Origin of the sequence: Streptacidiphilus sp. BW17, assembly GCF_041262485.1 — a bacterium.
Lineage (GTDB): Bacteria > Actinomycetota > Actinomycetes > Streptomycetales > Streptomycetaceae > Streptacidiphilus.
In genome coordinates this window covers 1-17,363 of record NZ_JBGCCR010000025.1, presented here as the reverse complement: position 1 = coordinate 17,363, position 17,363 = coordinate 1, and the positions used below count along the sequence as shown (strand labels likewise).

Genomic DNA, 17,363 nt, shown 5'->3' with positions numbered 1-17,363 from the left:
GGACGCGTACAGATTCGGACGCGTGCAGATTGGACGCGTACAGGTTTGGACGCGTACATGTTGTGGAGGGTCAGTTCTTCGGCTCGACGACCGCGACGACGGCGTGCGGGCGGCCGGGGTGCGGCGCGGTGAACGCCGCGTGGAGCGCGTCGTGGTCACGGCCGTCGACGGTCGCGGTGGACCAACCGGCAGTGGCGAAGTGGGAGGCGATGCCGCCGTACCAGCCGTGCGTGGCGGACTGGTTGTCGATCACCACGGTGTGCAGCCGGTCCAGCCCCGCTGCTCCCGCGTAGGAGATCGCCTCGTGGTTGCTGCCCTCGTCCAGTTCGGCGTCGCCGATCAACACCCAGACCGCCGGGTCCAGCAGTCCCTGCGCCCGCAGTCCGAGCGCGGTCCCCACGCCCAGGGGCAGCCCGTGGCCGAGCGAGCCGCTGCCGATCTCCACGCCGGGGACCAGGGTCCGGTCCGGGTGGTGGCCGAGCGGGGAGTCGTACTGTCCGAAGGTGTCGAGCACCGCCGGGTCGAGGAACCCCTTGGCGGCGAGTACGGCGTAGTAGGCCATCGGGCCATGGCCCTTGGAGAGCAGGAACCGGTCCCGGCCCTGGTCCGTGGCCGTCTCGGGGGCCACCCGCAGCACTCGGTCGTAGAGCACCCAGAGGGCGTCCAGCGTGGAGCTCGCGGCCGGGCCGTGCTTCTCGGCCCCGGTCATCCGGGACATCAGGTGGTGCAGGTCGCGCAGTTCGCGCGGTTCGTTCAGTTCGTTCAGTTCGTTCAGATCGCGAGCGGGATTCTCCGTGGTCAGCGTCATGCGACTAGGCTGCAACTTCAAGTGGACTTGAAGTCAAGCCAGCGGGAGGCGACAGAGTGACCAGCACCGGCGAACGACTGCCCGGCGGCGAGCTGACCATCGGCGAGCTGGCCGCGCGCAGCGGCCTGGCGACCTCGGCGCTGCGCTACTACGAGCAGCTCGAGCTGATCAGCTCCGAGCGCACGGCCGGCGGTCAACGCCGCTACCACCGTGCGATGCTGCGCCGACTCGCCTTCGTCCGGGCGGCGCAGCGGGTCGGCCTGTCGCTGGACGAGGCGCGCGAGGCGCTCGCCCGCCTGCCGGAGAACCACGCGCCCAAGGCCGCCGACTGGGCTCCCGTGGCCCGCACCTGGCAGCGCAGGATTGACGCCCAGATCGCCGAACTGGAGCTGCTGCGGCGCAAGTTGAGCGGCTGCATCGGCTGCGGCTGCCTGTCGCTCAAGAAGTGCGGCCTCTACAACCCCGACGACTCGGCCGCCGACCTGGGCACCGGCGCCCGCTACCTCCTCGGCGACGAGCCCCCAACGAAGGAGGGAGCCTTCCGCCGCCCGTAGGTCACGCCGTCAGCGCGTGCCCTCGATCCGGCGCACGATCTCCTCGCACAACTCGTGCGTGCGCAGCGCGTCGCGCCCGTCGACGACCTTGCCCGAGCGAACGGCGTCGAGGAAGGCGAGGACCGCCTGCTCGATGCCACGCTGCCGGGCGACGGGAACCCAGTCACCGCGACGGATGACGGTCTGGCCGCCACCGTTCCGACCCCCACCATTCCGACCACCGTCGTGGTCGATCACCTCGGCGAGGTTGACGACCGCGCACTTGGCATCGCCTCCGGAGGTCTCCAGCACCTCCTCCGTCGAACCACTGACCCGGTTCATGATCCCCAGCGCGGTGAAACCGTCCCCGCCCAGCGTCAGCACCAGGTGCTCCACCAGTCCGTCCCGACGCCGGGCCCGCACGTCCACGTGCTCGATCTCGCCGGGCACCAGGAACCGCAAGGTGTCGACCACGTGCACGAAATCGTCGAAGACCAGCGTGCGCGCCCCCTCCGCGAGCCCCACCCGGTTCTTCTGCAGCACGATCAGGTCCCGCGGCCCCTCCTTCGCCCGGACATAGCAGGGGGCGTACCGGCGATTGAACCCCACCATCAGTGAGCGTCCCTGACGCTCCGCCAGTTCGACCAGACAGCGGGCGCCTTCCACCGTGTAGTCCAGCGGCTTGTCCACGTACACGTCGATGTCGGCTTCCAACAGCCGCTCCACGATCGGCACATGCTGATCCGTGGACGCGTGCACGAACGCCGCCCTGATGCCGCTGTCGATCAACTCGCCCAGGTCGGTGAACCGGTGCTCGCTCGCGACACGGTGAGCATCCCCCAGCCGCTCCACCTTCGCCCGGTCCCGCGTCATCAGTCGCAGATCCAGCCCCGGCAGCGCACCCAGCACCGGCAGGTATGCCTTCTGCGCGATGTCGCCGAGACCTACCACACCCACCGGGATCAGCTCGTCGAACGCGAAGGAATCAAGCATCAGCACTCCAGGTCTGCCGGCGATCACGAACTGCCCACCCTATGCGCCTGCTTCTGAATACTTACGCCGGATCAAAGATCCAAAACCCGTCGAACCTTCCGACAACAAGGGACGAACGCCGGACGAAAAACCCCGGTTCCCACAAAATTCTACGCGCATCTACTTGCCCGGCGTCCGTTCCGCCATGACCATACGGACGGTGGTCAAGTGGCCATGCACGGTCAACGTGCGGAGGGGTGTATCAATGAAGAAGTGGAAGAAAAGATCGGCGAGTGTGGCGTTAGTCGCCGTAGTCGCACTGGGCGGGGCCTCGCTGGCCACGGCCGCGGGGGCCGGAGGGCGTCCCACGACCGGTGTCGGCTCGTGCACGCTCAGAGGGTTCAACCCGGCGACGACCCCGGCGAACGCCGCGAACCTGCCCATCGGCAAGCGTCCGATGACGTACAAGCCGGACGATGTCGACTGCTCCGGCGCGGTGTTCGCCGCGCCGGGCGTGGAGTTCGCGAAGTTCCCGCAGCCGAAGAACTTCAAGATCACCGACAAGACCGTCGAGCAGAAGGTCGGCACTCAGAAGACGATCGTGGGGAAACCCGCCGCGGCGGTCAACCCGCTGGCGCCGTACTTCCCGCCGTTCCAGCACTTCGTGATCATTTATCGGGAGAACCACACCTTCGACGACTACCTGGGAGACTGCGCGACCACGATCGCCGCCGGCTGCAACGGCCAGGTGGAGAGCACCAACCACATCAGCTCCGTCCCGGACCTGCACGCGCTGGCCAAGAACTACGCGCTGTCCGACTCGTACAGCACCGGCGTCCAGCCGCCGTCCGGCCCCAACCACTGGTTCCTGTTCTCGGGGCAGTCCTCGTCCAGCAACCAGCAGCAGTCGTACCCGTCGACCGGCACGGAGTTCGACCGCTTCCTGCAGAGCGACGCCGGTCCCACCGACGAGGGCACCAACGCCTGTACTCCTCCGTCCGGCACCAGCAGCGGCACCAGCCCGTACACGTTCATCATGAACGGCGACATCTACTGGATGCTCAACAGCGGCAGCGGCTACTGGAAGAACCCGGGCGACGGCAAGGTCGAGGTCCTGCCGCCGAACCGTCCGGGCACCTCCATCCCGGAAGAGCTGCACACCACCGAGTACACCTGCCAGAACCAGAGCATCCCCGACAGCACGGTATCCAGCGACTACCTGAACTTCGTCAACCAGTACGGGATGCCGGCGTACAACTACGTCGAGCTGTTCAACGACCACCCCGGTAGCTACCAGGACATCCCTGGCAACGACACCGCGACGAACAACATCGTCACGTCGATCATGAGCAACCCGACGTACAAGAACAACACCCTGATCGTCGTCACCGAGGACGACACCCAGAACGGCAACAACGGCGCGGACCACGTCAGCAACACCTACCGCGTGCCGCTGCTCGTCATCGGGAACCCGGCGTACGTCAAGCAGCACTACGTCTCGCACGTGGCGTACACCACGGCCAACGTGCTGGCGGCGATGGAACGCACGATGGAGAACGTGCACTCCGGCGTCATCAACCCGAGCGACAGCCTGGGCGCGTCCACCTTCCCGATGACGACCGCGGACCAGGCGGCGCTCGGCGACCCGCTCGAGGACTTCTGGGTCCAGGGCGCGACCCCCCTGTCAGCGAGCGCCACGGGGTCCCCGACCACCGGCAACGCGCCGCTGACGGAGAACTTCACCGGCTCGGCCACCGGCGGCACGGCCCCGTACACGTACAGCTGGAACTTCGGCGACGGGTCCACCAGCACCACGCAGAACCCGAGTCACACCTACAGCGCGGCGGGCACCTACACCGCGACGCTGACCGTCACCGACAGCGCCTCCCCGGCCAACACCGCGACGTCGCAGGTGACGACCACGGTCAACGCCGTCGGCAACCCGCTGGCCGCCACCGCCTCGGCCACCCCGACCTCCGGTCAGGTGCCACTGAACGTCGCCTTCACTGGCACCGGCACCGGCGGCACGCCGGGGTACACCTACAGCTGGAACTTCGGCGACGGCTCAGCCACCAGCACGACCCAGAACCCGAGTCACAGCTACAGCACCGCGGGCACCTACACCGCGACGCTGACCGTCACCGACAGCGCCTCCCCGGCCAACACCGCGTCCTCGACGGTGACCGTCACCGCCGACCCGATCGCGGCAACGGCACCGGGCGCGCCCACCGGTCTGACCGGGACCGCCGGAACCGGGCAGGTCGCGCTGAGCTGGACACCGCCGTCCAACACCGGCGGCGAGAACATCACCTCGTACAAGGTCTACCGCGGCACCTCCAGCGGTACCGAGTCGCTGCTGAGCAGCGGCGGCTGCAGCGGCCTGGGCGCGGTGACCTCGTGCACCGATACCGGACTGACAGCCGGTCAGACCTACTACTACCGGGTCACCGCGGTGAACGGCGTGGGCGAGGGGGCACAGAGCAACGAGGCGTCCGCCACCCCCACCGGGAGCACCGGCTGCAAGGCCGCGCAACTGCTCGGCAACCCCGGCTTCGAGAACGGCAGCTCCAACGCCGCTCCGTGGACGGTGACCTCGACGCACAGCCCCGCCGAGGTGATCAACAACAACAGCATCGAACCGCCGCACAGCGGCACCTACGACGCGTGGCTCGACGGCTGGGGCAAGACCACCACCGACACCGTGGCCCAGACCGTCACCCTGCCCAGCGGCTGCAGCACCTACAACTTCAGCTTCTGGCTGCATACCGACACGGCCGAGACCTCGACGACCACGGCCTACGACACCCTCAAGGTGCAGGTGCTGAACAGCTCCGGCACCGTCCTGGGCACCTTGGCCACCTACTCCAACCTCAGCCACAACACCGGATACGCACAGCACACCTTCAACCTCGGCTCGTACGCCGGCCAGCAGGTGACGCTGAAGTTCACCGGCTCCGAGGACTCCGAGTACCAGACCTCGTTCGTGCTCGACGACACCGCGCTGAACGTCAGCTGAGCTCGACAGGTCGGATCTGACCGCGCAACCCGCCGGGTGGTGCACTGCGGTGCGCCACCCGGCTCTTCGAAATCACCTGGGCTCGGACATCAGCTGGGCTCGGACATCAGCTGGGCTCTGACATCAGCTGCGCGGCGGCTGAGGGATGGATGGACGAATGGATACTCCCGTCGCGGTGAGGGGCCGCGGCATCACCAAGGTCTTCGGTGATGTCGTCGCGCTCGACCATGTCGATGTGAGCATGACGCGGGGTCAGATCCACGGCCTGGTCGGCCCGAACGGTGCCGGCAAGACCACCCTTCTCGGCCTGCTACTGGGCCTCGCCGTCGCCGACGAAGGAACTCTGGAGGTCCTCGGCGCTCCGGTGGGACGCCAACTGGCCGCGCCCGACGGTGTCTCCGGATTCGTCGACGGCCCCGGCCTCTACCCCACTCTCACCGCGCGGCAGAACCTTGCGACGCTCGTCGCACTGCGCCCCGACGACGCGCCTACCGCGGGTGTCGAGGAGTCTCTGGAACAGGTCGGGCTCACCGACGCCGCCGACGAGAAGGTCCGCGGTTTCTCCCTGGGCATGCGCCAACGGCTGGGGCTGGCTGCGGCGCTGCTGACCAAGCCGCGGCTGCTGGTACTCGACGAGCCGTCCAACGGCCTGGACCCGGTCGGCAAGAAGCACGTGCACGCCGTGCTCAGCCGGCTGGCCGCCGAAGGCGTCACGGTCGTCATGTCCAGCCATCGGATGGACGACCTGGAGGCGCTGTGCTCCGAGGTCACCATCCTGGCCACCGGGCGCGTGGTCTTCTCCGGCCCGGTGTCGAAGCTCTCCGACGACAACCGCGAACTCGACTACCGGCTGCGTGCTTCGGATCCGTCCGCCGCTCGCGCGGTCGCGGTCGCAACACCCGGCGTGAGCCTCGTCGAAGGCCACGACGCCCCGGCACGACCGGACACCGACGTGATCGTCGTGCGCGCACGGGTGGCGGCTCTCGACGAACTCGTGGCCCGGATGGTGGGCGAGGACATCGCGCTACGTGAGTTGGCACCCGTCGTCTCGCCGCTGGAAGCGGCCTTTCTTGCCCTGACGGATCAGCTTGCCCTGACGGATCAGCTCGCCCTCAGCGACCAGGAGGCCGACCGATGACCGCGGCCGTCACCCATGCCCCGGCCGAGCAGGCCGGAACCGGGCCTGGCGCCGGGACAGCGGGCACACGCCCGGTACCCGTAACGCGCATCCTCCGCTTCGAGTTGGTCAAACAGTTCTCCACCTGGCGGGTGCGCCTGCTGGTCGGGCTGTGCTGGCTCGGTCCTGGCCTGCTGGTCTTCGCGATCGACCAGCAGAGCACGCTGCCGTCGGACACCCTGTTCGGCCGGTGGATGCACGCCACCGGCTGGGCCGGCTCGTTGGTGGTGCTCAGCTTCGCCGGCACGTGGGCGCTGCCGCTGGTCACGTCCATGGTCGCGGGCGACGTGTTCTCCTCCGAGGACCGGCTGGGCACCTGGCGCCATCTGCTCATCGCGGTCCGCTCGTACCGCCGGATCTTCGCGGCCAAGGCGATCGCCAGCGTCACCGTGATCGGGCTGCTCGTGGCGGGCCTGGCCTTCTCCGGCATGTTCGGCGGACTCCTCGCGGAGGGGAGCCAGCCGCTGGTCGGCCTGGACGGCCACCTGCTCAGCGGCGGGGACGCAGCGGTCAGGGTCCTGCTGGCGTGGGTCTGCGCGCTGGCGCCGACGCTCGCCCTCGCCGCCATCGGACTGCTCGGGTCCGTCGCCCTGGGCCGATCCCCGATGGGCCTGCTCCTGCCCATGCTCGCCGCCCTCGGCATGCAGGTGGCCCAGTTGCTGCCGCTGCCGGTCGCGGTGCGCCTGGCGCTGCCCGGTTACGCCTTCATCTCCTGGAACGGCCTTTTCACCGATCCTCAGCAACTCGGGCCGTTGTTCATCGGTATCGGGGTCAGCCTGGTGTGGGCGGTCGTCGCCACGGCGCTGGCCTACCTGCTGTTCCTCCGCCGGGACTTCACCAACCTCAACAACGACGGCGCCGGACGCAGGGTGCTGACCATGGGCGCGCTCCCGCTCGCCGGTCTGCTGGCCGCGACGGTCGGCGTCGTCGCCGTGACGACCGGGGCGGGCGGTTCCGGCATCACCCAGGCCAAGGTGCAGCAGTCGGTGGCCACGGTGTTCTCCCAGCTCTACCCGTACCAGCAGCAGCAGATGCGCCAACCTCCGGTCACCGAGGCGCAATTGCAGACCGTCGCGAGCTGCGACAAGAGCGAGGGACTCGGCGTGCAGGAGGGGCCGGGCAACGACTGGCGCTGCACGGTCTCCTGGAACGTCGGCGGTTCCGGAGTCACCGCCCAGGCGATCTACCAGCTCAACGTCACCGCGAACGGGCGGTACGAGGCCGACGGGGACGGCCCGGTCCAGGTGAACGGCTACTTCCTGATCGTCGCTGACGGAAAGGTGGTACCGAACCCGCTCTGGCAGTTCGACGGCAACGTCGATCTGCTCCACTGATTCAGCGCCGCGCAGGTGGGACGGTCCTGGACGGACCGTCCCACCTCCCGCCCCTCTCAAGCCGCTGAAGCCACTGAAGCCACTGAAGCCACTGAAGCCACTGAAGCCACTGCGCAGCGATCGTCAACTTCCTCTTGACGGTCGACGACCGTCAACTTAGTCTTGACGCATGAGCCCACTCGACATCAGCCTCGCCGACCTGATCGCCCGCCTCGACGAGGAGCTTCCCGCCGCCAACGAACTGACCCGCATCAGCGAGGCACGGCTTCGCGCCCAGACCATGTCCGACCTCGGCGACCAACTCGTCGACCACTACGTCAGCCAGGCCAGGCAGGCCGGCGCGTCCTGGAGCGAGATCGGCGACGCGATCGGCGTCTCCAAGCAGGCCGCCCAGCAGCGCCACACACCCGCCGCGTTCGAGCGGTTCACCAACCTGAACCGGCACAGCATCGTGCTGTCCCAGGAGGCAGCCCGCACCCACCGGCACGACGCCATCGGCACCGAACACCTGCTGCTCGGCCTGCTCGGCGAACCGCGGGGCCTGGCATACGACGTGCTCGTGGCGAAGGTCGGCTCGGAGCAGGGCGTCCGGGACGCGATCGAGGCGGCGATGCCGCCCGCCGGGAAGAAGCCGCCTCGGGGAGGTCACATCCCCTTCAGGCCGGAGGGCAAGGAGGCCATCGACCAGGCACGCCAGGCGTCGGCGGACCTCGGCCACGACTGGGTCGGCACCGAGCACATGCTGCTGGGCCTGATCCGCGCCGAGGAGAGCCCGGCCGCGCGGATCCTGCGCGGCCTCGGCTTCACCTCGGACGGGCTGGAGGAGGCGGTCAGGACCGAGGTCGCCACGCGGCTGGCCGCGCGCGAAAACAAGTAGCCTGAGCCACGTGACCGCACTCGACCCGAGCACTCTGGACGCGCTGACGCGCGCTCGCTACGTCAGCCTCACCACCTACCGCAAGGACGGCACGCCGGTGGCCACCCCGGTGTGGCACGTCATGGACGACGACCTGCTGTACGTGTGGACCGAGGCCGCCTCGTGGAAGGTCAAGCGGCTGCGCCGGGACCCCCGGGTCAAGGTCGTCGTCTGCGACGTGCGCGGCCGGATCGCCCCCGGCGCTGCGGAAGCGGTGGGCACCGGCCGGCTGCTCGACGCCGAGGGCACGGAGAAGGTGCGCCGCCTGCTGGGCCGCAAGTACCTGATGGCCCGTCTGGGCAACGTGTACTCCTCCCTGACCGGCAGGCGGCGCCGCCATCCCATCGTGGCGCTGGAGATTACCTTCTGACGAAGCGTCAGCAGGGCTCGCGTGGCCACGAGTCATCGGTATTTCATCAGGATGCGAACAACCGCGCCTAGCGTCGGTTGCGTTCGTTGCCAGGCACGTCCACGAGGCCATGAGGAGATCCGGCAATGTCGCAAACGAGCAGGACGGTGCGCGTTGTTCGCACCGCGGTGATGACGGCGGCGCTGGCGGTCGGCACCGCCGTCGCGTTCCCCGCGGGTGCGCAGGCGGACAGCGCGGGGCACGTCTACATCGAGGTCGGCGGCACCGGCGCCACCACCGCCACCCCCTCGTGCCCCACCACCACGTCCTCCTACAACAGCGTGAACGGCGCCCTCCCGGCCGGCTCACAGGCGGTCGAGGTGTGCTACCCGGCCACCGCCGGCCCGATCCTCGGCCCGCACGGCCCGCTCGTCTCCCTCAACCCGCTGCAGGTCAACCCCGACGCCCTCACCGCGCCGACCTACGACGCCAGCGAGCAGGCGGGCTACCAGGGGGCGTTGAAGGCGGCGGAGGACGCCCACAACGCCAACCCGGGTGCCCGCATCACGATCACCGGCTACTCCCAGGGTGCCGAGATCGCGGACCAGGTGCTCCAGACGATCGCGAGCGGGAGCACCGGCATCCCCCTCTCGCAGGTCGACGGCATGCTCTACGCCGACCCGATGCAGCCGGGCACCGGCGTCCTGTCCCAGATCCCCAAGGGTCTGGGCATACCCGGGGTGGCCACCTCTGCGGGCGCCGGGCCGGCGGAGTTCAACGGCATCCCGGTCGCCCGGTACTGCATCCACGGCGACTTCATCTGCGACGCCAACCTCCTGAGCGTGCAGGGCTACTTCACCCTGCACCCGCTGTACCCGCAGGCGGGCAACGTCATGGCCCAGACCCTCGCCCAGGACGGCCAGGACGGGGTCTTCTGGCGGAACCCCAACGGAAGCCCCGCGTAAGCCTGCTGACGCTCAGGGCCGGCGTCGGACCTCAGGGCCGGCGTCGGACCTCTCCACCGCCGAGGTCGTCCAGCACGCGGGAGATCCGCGCGCGGTTGGCCTCGGCGGTGGGGAGGCCGGTGGCCCGCTCGAAGAAGTCGCGTGCCCCGGACAGGTCCTCCGCCACGGCGCCCTGCCAGAGCATCCGATGACGGATCGCGATCTCCGACTCCGTGCCGGTCTCCTCCTCCAGCAACGCGCGTGACCGGCGCCGGAGTTCGGCAGCGGCCTGCGGGTTGCCCAGCTTCACCTCGGCCTCGGCCAGCCGTCCGAGGACGGCGGAACACAGGGGGACATCCCCGAGACGCCGGGCCAGGTCCTCGGCTTTCCCGAGGGTGCCCGCCGCCTCGGCCGGCCGGCCGAGGTCGAGTTGAAGACCGCCGAGGCGGAGCAGGGTCTTGCCGAGGAGCCTGGGACTGCCGTTCTTCTCGGCGAGGGCGATGGCTTCCAGATAGCGGGCGTTCGCCTTGTCGTACTCGCCGAGCTGGTGGTGGACGTCTCCGGCGCGGGTCATGATCGACCCCATGAGCCAGTCGTCGTGTGCCAACTCCCCCGCCAGGCTGATGACTTCGGCGAAATGCACCATGGACTCGGATATCTGGCCCGCCAGGTTGGCGAAGGTCCCGAGACCGGCCGAGGCCCTGGCCTGCTCGTGCGGGTCACCGGCCCGGCGACTGAGGTCCAGCGCCTCCGTGAACCAGGTGTGCGCCCGCGCGTAACGGCCCTGCAGCCCGTACATGATGCCGAGTCCGGTACGCAGCGCGGCGGCCGTCCGCCGGTCGCTGGGCGGTCCGGCCTGGTCGACCAGCGGCAGCAGCAGCTCCAGCGCGGTGCGGCACTCGTGGAACCGGCCCTGCCGGGTGAGGTAGTCGACCAGCCCCTCGGCGATCCGGCAGGCATCGTCCAGGTGGCCCGTGGCCGCCGCCTGGCCGATCACGTCGACCAGTTCACCGCCCGCCGCGTCCAGCCAGGTGGTGGCCTCCTCCCAGTCCGCGAACGGCCGAGTACCCTGCGGGCCGGTCCGGAGAGACGGGTTGCCCCAGTCACTGGCGGAGTGCGCGGCCGCCACATAGAGTCGAAACACACCGCACCGGGCGGCCGTGGCATCGTCGGGCGTGCCTGCGGCAGGCGAGGTCGTGGCAGGCGAGCTCGTCGCGATGCGGCGAGCGTAGACGGCCACCAGGTCGTGCAGCCGGTAGCGCTCGACCGTCACCCGCTGCACCAGGCTCGCGTCGGCCAGGCTCTCCAGGGCGCGTCCGGCGTCGGCGGGCGTCACGCCGAGCAGAGCGGCCAGCGTCAGCCGGTCCAGCCGCACGGTGGGTGACAGGCCCAAGGCACGGAAGGCACGCTGCTCGGCGGCCGGGAGCTGGTCGTAGGAGACCTGGAAGGCGACCTCGACGCTGCGGTCCTCCGCCGCGAGTGCGTCGAGTCGACGCTCGTCGTCGGCCAGTTGCGCCACCAGGGCCTCCACCGCCCACAGCGGACGGTCCTGGATCCGTGCCCCGACGATGCGTAACGCGAGCGGCAGACGATCGCATAACGCGGCCAGTCGGTGTACGGCGGCACGCTCGCGCTCGCGCTGTGAGTCTTCGCGACCGGACGCGCCGCCGACGATGCGGGCGAGCAGTCCGGCCGCCGCGTCGATGTCGAGAGGGGTCAGCGAGAGCCTGCGGTCCGCGTCCAGACCGGTCAGTCGCCGACGGCCGGTCACCATCACCATGCTGCCGGAGCCGGAGGGCAGCAGCGGTCGCACCTGCTCGGCGCGGGAGGCGTCGTCGAGCACCAGGAGCAGCCGTAAGGACGCGGTCGCCGCCCGCCACGAGGCGGCCAACTCGTCCAGGTCCTCGGAGTCCTCGCCCTCACCGGCGCCCACCGCCCGCAGCAGTCGCCGCAGTACGCGGTGCGGGCACGCTGCCTCACGGGTCTCGCGGGTCTCACCGGTCTCGCGGGTCTCACCGGTCTGGCGGTTCCCGTGCAGTTCCACGAAGAGGCAGCCGTCGGGGTACCGGTCCCGCAGCGTGCGCGCCGCGCGCACCACCAGGGCGGTCTTCCCGACCCCGGCCATGCCGTCCACCGCCCGGACGGTCACCGCCTGTGCGTCGGCGGGCGCGACGAGCAGCTCGAGCTCCCGGTCCCGGCCCGTGAAGTTGCCGATCTCGACCGGCAGTTCATGCCGTGCCCGGCGCTTCGGGCGAGCGGGGACTGCTTGTCGGGGGGCGCTGGGATCGCCGCGAAGGACCGCCTCGTGGACACGGCGCAGTTCGGCGCCGGGCTCCACTCCCTGCGCGTCCACCAGTCGGCGGCGCATCGCGGCGTAGACGTCCAGTGCGTCGGCCTGCCGGTTGCCCGCGTGGAGGGCACGCATGAGCAGGGCGGCCAGTGCCTCGTTGTGGGGATGAGTCGCCGTCAGGGAGAACAGGTCCGCCACGACCTCGGCGTGATGCCCCAGCCGGAGCTGACAGTCGGCCTTGTCCTGGACCACCAGCAACCGGTGCTCCGCCAGCCGCAGCCGCTCCCCCTCCGCGAACGGCCCGGGGATTCCGGCCAGCGGCTCGCCGCGGAACAATCCCAGTGCCGTGGACCACGCGTCCACTGCGGCGCCCAGATCTCCGGCCTCCCTCGCCGACCTGCCTTCGGCAGCGCCCGCCTCCCATCGCGCCACGTCCACGCACGCGCTGTTCGGAGCGAAGCGATAGCCGCCCCGAACGCTGTCGATGACGGAATCCACCGAGGCCGGGCTGCGGTCTGTGCTCGGGTCCGTGCTCGGGTCCGTGCTGCGAGCATCGAGGCGTTGACGCAACCGGTACACGTAGACAGGAACCACCCGGTCGCCCGTTCCGGGCGGTTCCGAACCCCACACGTCGTCGAGCAGTTGCCGTCGGCTGACCGTCCGTCCCGGTCTGAGCAGCAGAGCGGCGAGGACGGCTTGTTCACGAACCGGCCCGAGTTCCAGACCCGCCTCGCCATGCCAGGCCTGGAGCGGCCCGAGCAGAGCGAATCGAAGTCGCTGATTGGCGTCCGCGGAGAACTCGCACGTCATCGGCATTCAGTGAGCTTAGTCGGGGCCTTCGGCCACCCTCGGTGACCGTCACAGGACCTACGCGTGTCGCATACCGGGGCACCACATGCGGTCCCGGCCCGACCGAAGAGCCGGTCAACGAGCTGCAGTCAGTTTGGGGGTGGTCAGCGTGGAGGTGGTCAGCGTGGGGGTGCTCAGCCTGGGGGTGGTCAGCTTGGGGCGGTCCAGCGCCCCGAGCGGCCCGCCAGCGCGACCGCCTCCAGCCGCGAGTGCACACCGAGCTTGTCCAGCACACCCTGCACATGGGTGCGGGCCGTACGGGGCGACATCCGCAGCGCCTTGGCGATCGCGGCGGTGTCCTCCCCCTCGATCAGCAGCCGCAGCACCTCGCGTTCACGGTCCGTCAGCCGACGCAGCGGGTCCTCGCCGCCGACGTCACCCGCCCGGCTGCCGTCGCCACGACTGCCGCCGACGGCCGGGCGCGGGGTCTGCGGACTGAGGGTCGGTTCGATGAACCCGCCGCCCGCCGCCACCGCGCGGAGCGCCCGGTCCAGCACGTCGAGCCCGCGGTCCTTGCCGAGATAGCCGACCGCTCCGGCCTCGACAGCAGCCGCCACCGAGTCCGGATCCATCGCGCGCGAGAGCACGATCACCCGGGTTGCCTGCTCCCGGGCATGGATCTCCCTGATCGTGTCCAGCGCCTGCCCGTCCAGCAGCTGCAGGTCCAGGACGCAGGCGTCGGGACGGCAGGTGGTCACCGCGCGCAGCAGCCCGTCACGGGTCGCAGCGGTGGCCAGGACCCGGTATCCACGGCTGGACAACACCAACGCCAAGGCCTCGGCGAGCAGCCGGGAGGCGTCGGCGACAACGAGCGTCCACAGCCCAGGGACGTCGTCCTGGCCGTCCTGGCCGCACTGACCAGCCGGGCCGGACGGGTCAGCCGGGTCAGCCGGGTCAGCCGGGCCGGACGGGTCAGCCGGGCCGGACGGGTCTCCGTGGGTGGCTCCCATGACCCCAGCTAAACACTGTCGGTCCCCCTCAGCCACCGACGTCGGTGGCCGCGTGTCGGCGACGGTGGCAGGCTCAGGAGCATGGCTGGCGACATCCGGGTCGTGGTGGCCGACCGGCGGCGTTCGGTCGCCGAGATGCTCGCGCTGGGGCTACGGCAACTGGGCATGACGCCCCTGCCCGTCACCGGGATGCGCGCCGCCTGCCAAGCGGCCGCTGAGCAGCACGCGGACGTCGTAGTCGCCGACATCGGCCTCCTGCTCGCCGCCAACCGGTCCGGCGGTCGCAGCACCTCGACTCGCAGCGCGTCGACCCGCAGCACCTCGACCCACAGTGCCTCGACCCGCAGTGCCTTCACCGCCACCCCCTGGCCCGAGCGGTTGGGCGTGCCGCTGGTCGTGCTCAGCGACAGCACCCGCACCGACGACCTGGCCTGCGCGGCGGTACGCGCCGGAGTACGCGGCTGGGTGCCGAAGGACAGCTCGCTCCAGCACCTGCTGGCCGTGATCCGGGGCGTCCGGTCCGGTGAGACCTGGATTCCGCCCCGGCTGCTCACCCAGGTCCTTGCCGAGCTGACGACGCTCCACGACGGCCTGGAGCAGGACGCCGAGCGACTGGCCACCCTCTCCGCGCGCGAACGGGAGGTGTTGGACGGCCTCGCGGCCGGCCTGAGCCGGGCCGAGATCGGCCAACGGCTCTTCCTGTCCACCAACACGGTCCGCAGCCATGTCCAGAACCTCATGGCCAAACTCGACGTGCACTCCTCTGTCGCCGCGGTTGCTCTGGCCCACCGCGTGGGCCGCACACCCGGCTGATCAGCCGCCAACTGATGCGGGCGGCCGACTCACGCCGCTGCGCGACCGGCGGTGGTACGGCCGGGCGGGAGGCCGTGGGCGAGGTCCTCGGCCAGCAGGCGCTTGGCGATCGTGTCCACCGCTGCCCGGAGCTCCGCGCTGCGCGGGTGGCCCACGTCGGCTTCGAGCTGTGCGTTGAGCCAGCGAGCCCAGGCGCTGCTGATGGTCCGTGCCTCGGCCTCGCCCATCGGGGTGTGCGAGAGGAAGTCGTGATCGCGAGTCAGGTACCCCTCCGCCACCATCCGGTCGAAGACCGGGTCCAGCACCTCTGGCGGGATCCGCCTGCGGGCGGCGATCAGTCCGACCTGCGCGTAGCCGATGGTCCGGGTCAGCCCCTCGACCTCCATCACCGCCCAGGCCCCGGCCATGTCGAGACCGCTGTCGGAGCTGTGCACGATCTGGCGCGCGGTGTCCAGGTCGACCTTGCTGATGATCTTCGCGACCGCGAACTCCAGGTGCTGGTTGGAGTCGCTCCCGCTCGGCTGGGCAAAGCCCTCGCCTATGTCGGTGGAGGCGGCCCGTGCGGTGTCGCGCAGCCTGACCTGCTTGAGGAAGAGCGCCACCACGAAACCCAGCAGCGCCACCGGAACCGTCCACTGGAACACGGTGTGCAGGGAGTCGGCGTACGCGCTGATGATCGGCGCGGCCTGCGGCTTCGGCAGTCCGTGCAGTCCCTGCGGACTCGACGCGGCCTTGGCCAGGACAGCCGGGTTCTCGCCGGTCAGCCGGGCGGAGGTGGCGACGCCGGAGGCCAGGTTGGTCTTGAGCGTGTTGGTGTAGATGGTCCCGAAGACAGCGGTGCCGAAGGAGCTGCCCAGGGTTCGGAAGAAGGTGACACCGGACGTCGCAGTGCCCAGATCGGCGTACTCCACCGTGTTCTGCACCGCGATGGTCAGCACCTGCATGCACAGCCCGATCCCGAGACCGAGCACGAACATGTAGAGCGACGCCGACCCGGTCCCGGTCCCCGGCTTCATCAGGGAGAGGAGGTAGAGCCCGGCCGCCATGACGAGTGAGCCCCCCACCGGGAACCACCGGTACTGGCCGGTCTTGCTGACGACGTTGCCGCTGAAGATCGACGCCAGCAGCAGGCCGACGACCATGGGCAGCGTGCGCACGCCCGAGACGGTCGCCGAGTCGCCGTCGACGTACTGGAGGAAGGTCGGGAGGAAGGTCATCGCGCCGAGCATCGCGAAGCCGACGATGAAACTGAGCACCGAACAGACCGTGAAGACCGGGTTGCGGAACAGCCGCATCGGCAGCATCGGCTCGGCCGCCCGCGTCTCCGCCCAGCAGAACAGGCCGAGACCGGCGACCCCGCCCGCGAAGAGCGCGATGATCGTCGGCGACCCCCACGCGTACTCGTTCCCGCCCAAGCTGGTCGCCAGGATCAGCGCGCTCGCGCCGGCCGCGACCAGGGCGATCCCGAGATAGTCGATGACCGGCCGCACCGCCGACCGCACGGAAGGAATGGTCCGCGCGGCGGTGATGACGACGACGATCGCGATCGGGACGTTGACGTAGAACGCCCAGCGCCAGGTGAGGTGGTCCGTGAAGAGCCCGCCGAGCAGCGGTCCGATCACCGTCGCCACGCCGAAGACCGCACCGATCGCGCCCTGGTACTTGCCGCGCTCGCGCAGCGGGATCACGTCCGCGATCAGCGCCATCGACGTCACCATCAGCCCGCCCGCGCCCACGCCCTGCAGCGCGCGCCAGCCGATGAGCAGTGACATGTTGGTGGCCAGCCCACAGAAGAACGACCCGGTGATGAAGACGATGGCGGAGATCTGGAAGATCCGTTTGCGCCCGAAGAGGTCACCGAACTTGCCGACCAGCGCGGTGGAGACGGTCTCGGCAAGCAGATACGACGTCACCACCCATGACATGTGGGCGGCACCGCCGAGATCGGCGACGATCGTCGGCAGGGCGGTCCCCACGATGGTCTGGTCGAGCGCGGCCAGCAGCATCCCGAGCATGATCGTGCCGAAGACGATATTCCGCTGTCGGACGTCGAGGACGGGCGGCGCGCTCTGGGGTCGGTCGGCAACGGTGGTCATAGACGCAGCGTCACACCGAGTGACGGCCTGCGCTAGTTGGGGCGTCTGTGTCGGTGACGGGCGCGGTGCGCACGCGTGCGGGCGTGCCGGTGGGCCGCTTCCTGGGTGGTGGGGCGGCTGGTCGGCGGTTCGTTGGCTATGGGTGGTGGGGGTAGCGGGTGTTGGGTGGGGGTGGGGTGTCGGGTGGTGGGACGGCTCGGGGTCGGCCGCCGCGCATCTCGAGTTCCCAGCCGGTGTGGTGGAGATCGGTGTGGTGTTCGTTGCAGAGCAGGGCGAGGTTGTCCAGCCCCGTCTCGCCGCCGTCGGCCCAGTGGAC

13 protein-coding genes and 1 pseudogene are annotated in these 17,363 nt (G+C 70.0%); 8 read left to right on the top strand and 6 right to left on the bottom strand.

Features of this window, described 5'->3' with window-relative positions; translation table 11 throughout:
* Positions 1-70: 70 nt before the first annotated feature.
* The gene (locus tag ABH940_RS26095) at positions 71-808 is read right to left on the bottom strand and encodes a transketolase (protein WP_370063862.1); all 738 of its coding nucleotides are present in this window, start codon (positions 806-808) and stop codon (positions 71-73) included.
* A gap of 56 nt (positions 809-864) precedes the next feature.
* On the opposite strand from ABH940_RS26095, the gene soxR reads away from it, so the two are divergent.
* Positions 865-1,362 carry a redox-sensitive transcriptional activator SoxR gene (soxR, locus tag ABH940_RS26090; RefSeq protein ID WP_370063864.1) on the top strand — a complete coding sequence of 166 codons (498 nt, stop codon included), beginning with the start codon at positions 865-867 and terminating at the stop codon, positions 1,360-1,362.
* A 9-nt stretch (positions 1,363-1,371) separates the two neighbouring features.
* Here the strand turns inward: soxR and ABH940_RS26085 are convergent, their stop codons facing one another.
* Positions 1,372-2,304 carry a Gfo/Idh/MocA family protein gene (locus ABH940_RS26085; RefSeq protein WP_370106341.1) on the bottom strand — a complete coding sequence of 311 codons (933 nt, stop codon included), beginning with the start codon at positions 2,302-2,304 and terminating at the stop codon, positions 1,372-1,374.
* Between the two features lie 274 nt (positions 2,305-2,578).
* On the opposite strand from ABH940_RS26085, the gene ABH940_RS26080 reads away from it, so the two are divergent.
* The 6 genes from ABH940_RS26080 (at position 2,579) to ABH940_RS26055 (ending at position 10,070) form a co-directional block, all read left to right on the top strand.
* Positions 2,579-5,329, top strand: coding sequence for a PKD domain-containing protein (locus tag ABH940_RS26080; protein WP_370063867.1), 2,751 nt, complete (start codon positions 2,579-2,581; stop codon positions 5,327-5,329).
* Positions 5,330-5,486: 157 nt separating this feature from the next.
* Positions 5,487-6,467, top strand: coding sequence for an ABC transporter ATP-binding protein (locus ABH940_RS26075; RefSeq protein WP_370063869.1), 981 nt, complete (start codon positions 5,487-5,489; stop codon positions 6,465-6,467).
* Positions 6,464-7,840 carry an ABC transporter permease gene (locus ABH940_RS26070; RefSeq protein WP_370106302.1) on the top strand — a complete coding sequence of 459 codons (1,377 nt, stop codon included), beginning with the start codon at positions 6,464-6,466 and terminating at the stop codon, positions 7,838-7,840. The genes ABH940_RS26075 and ABH940_RS26070 overlap by 4 nt, the downstream gene beginning before the upstream one ends.
* Positions 7,841-8,009: 169 nt before the next feature.
* Positions 8,010-8,717 carry a Clp protease N-terminal domain-containing protein gene (locus tag ABH940_RS26065; protein ID WP_370063873.1) on the top strand — a complete coding sequence of 236 codons (708 nt, stop codon included), beginning with the start codon at positions 8,010-8,012 and terminating at the stop codon, positions 8,715-8,717.
* Positions 8,718-8,727: 10 nt separating this feature from the next.
* Positions 8,728-9,126, top strand: coding sequence for a PPOX class F420-dependent oxidoreductase (locus ABH940_RS26060; RefSeq protein WP_370063875.1), 399 nt, complete (start codon positions 8,728-8,730; stop codon positions 9,124-9,126).
* Positions 9,127-9,251: 125 nt separating this feature from the next.
* Positions 9,252-10,070 (top strand): PE-PPE domain-containing protein, encoded by an 819-nt coding sequence (locus ABH940_RS26055; protein WP_370106301.1) that lies wholly within the window; start codon positions 9,252-9,254, stop codon positions 10,068-10,070.
* Between the two features lie 31 nt (positions 10,071-10,101).
* Here ABH940_RS26055 and ABH940_RS26050 read toward each other — a convergent pair whose 3' ends face one another.
* Both ABH940_RS26050 and ABH940_RS26045 read right to left on the bottom strand, forming a co-directional pair.
* Positions 10,102-13,155 (bottom strand): BTAD domain-containing putative transcriptional regulator, encoded by a 3,054-nt coding sequence (locus ABH940_RS26050; RefSeq protein WP_370106300.1) that lies wholly within the window; start codon positions 13,153-13,155, stop codon positions 10,102-10,104.
* Between the two features lie 182 nt (positions 13,156-13,337).
* Positions 13,338-14,138: a DNA-binding response regulator gene (locus tag ABH940_RS26045; protein ID WP_370106299.1), complete on the bottom strand. Its 801-nt coding sequence runs from the start codon at positions 14,136-14,138 to the stop codon at positions 13,338-13,340.
* 81 nt (positions 14,139-14,219) lie between these two features.
* On the opposite strand from ABH940_RS26045, the gene ABH940_RS26040 reads away from it, so the two are divergent.
* A complete protein-coding gene (locus ABH940_RS26040) occupies positions 14,220-14,951 on the top strand; it encodes a DNA-binding response regulator (protein WP_370063883.1) in 732 nt (243 codons plus the stop codon).
* A 29-nt stretch (positions 14,952-14,980) separates the two neighbouring features.
* Here ABH940_RS26040 and ABH940_RS26035 read toward each other — a convergent pair whose 3' ends face one another.
* Both ABH940_RS26035 and ABH940_RS26030 read right to left on the bottom strand, forming a co-directional pair.
* A complete protein-coding gene (locus ABH940_RS26035) occupies positions 14,981-17,047 on the bottom strand; it encodes an MDR family MFS transporter (RefSeq protein ID WP_370106298.1) in 2,067 nt (688 codons plus the stop codon).
* Positions 17,048-17,183: 136 nt separating this feature from the next.
* Positions 17,184-17,363 (bottom strand): annotated as a pseudogene (locus tag ABH940_RS26030) (HNH endonuclease); the annotation flags it as partial.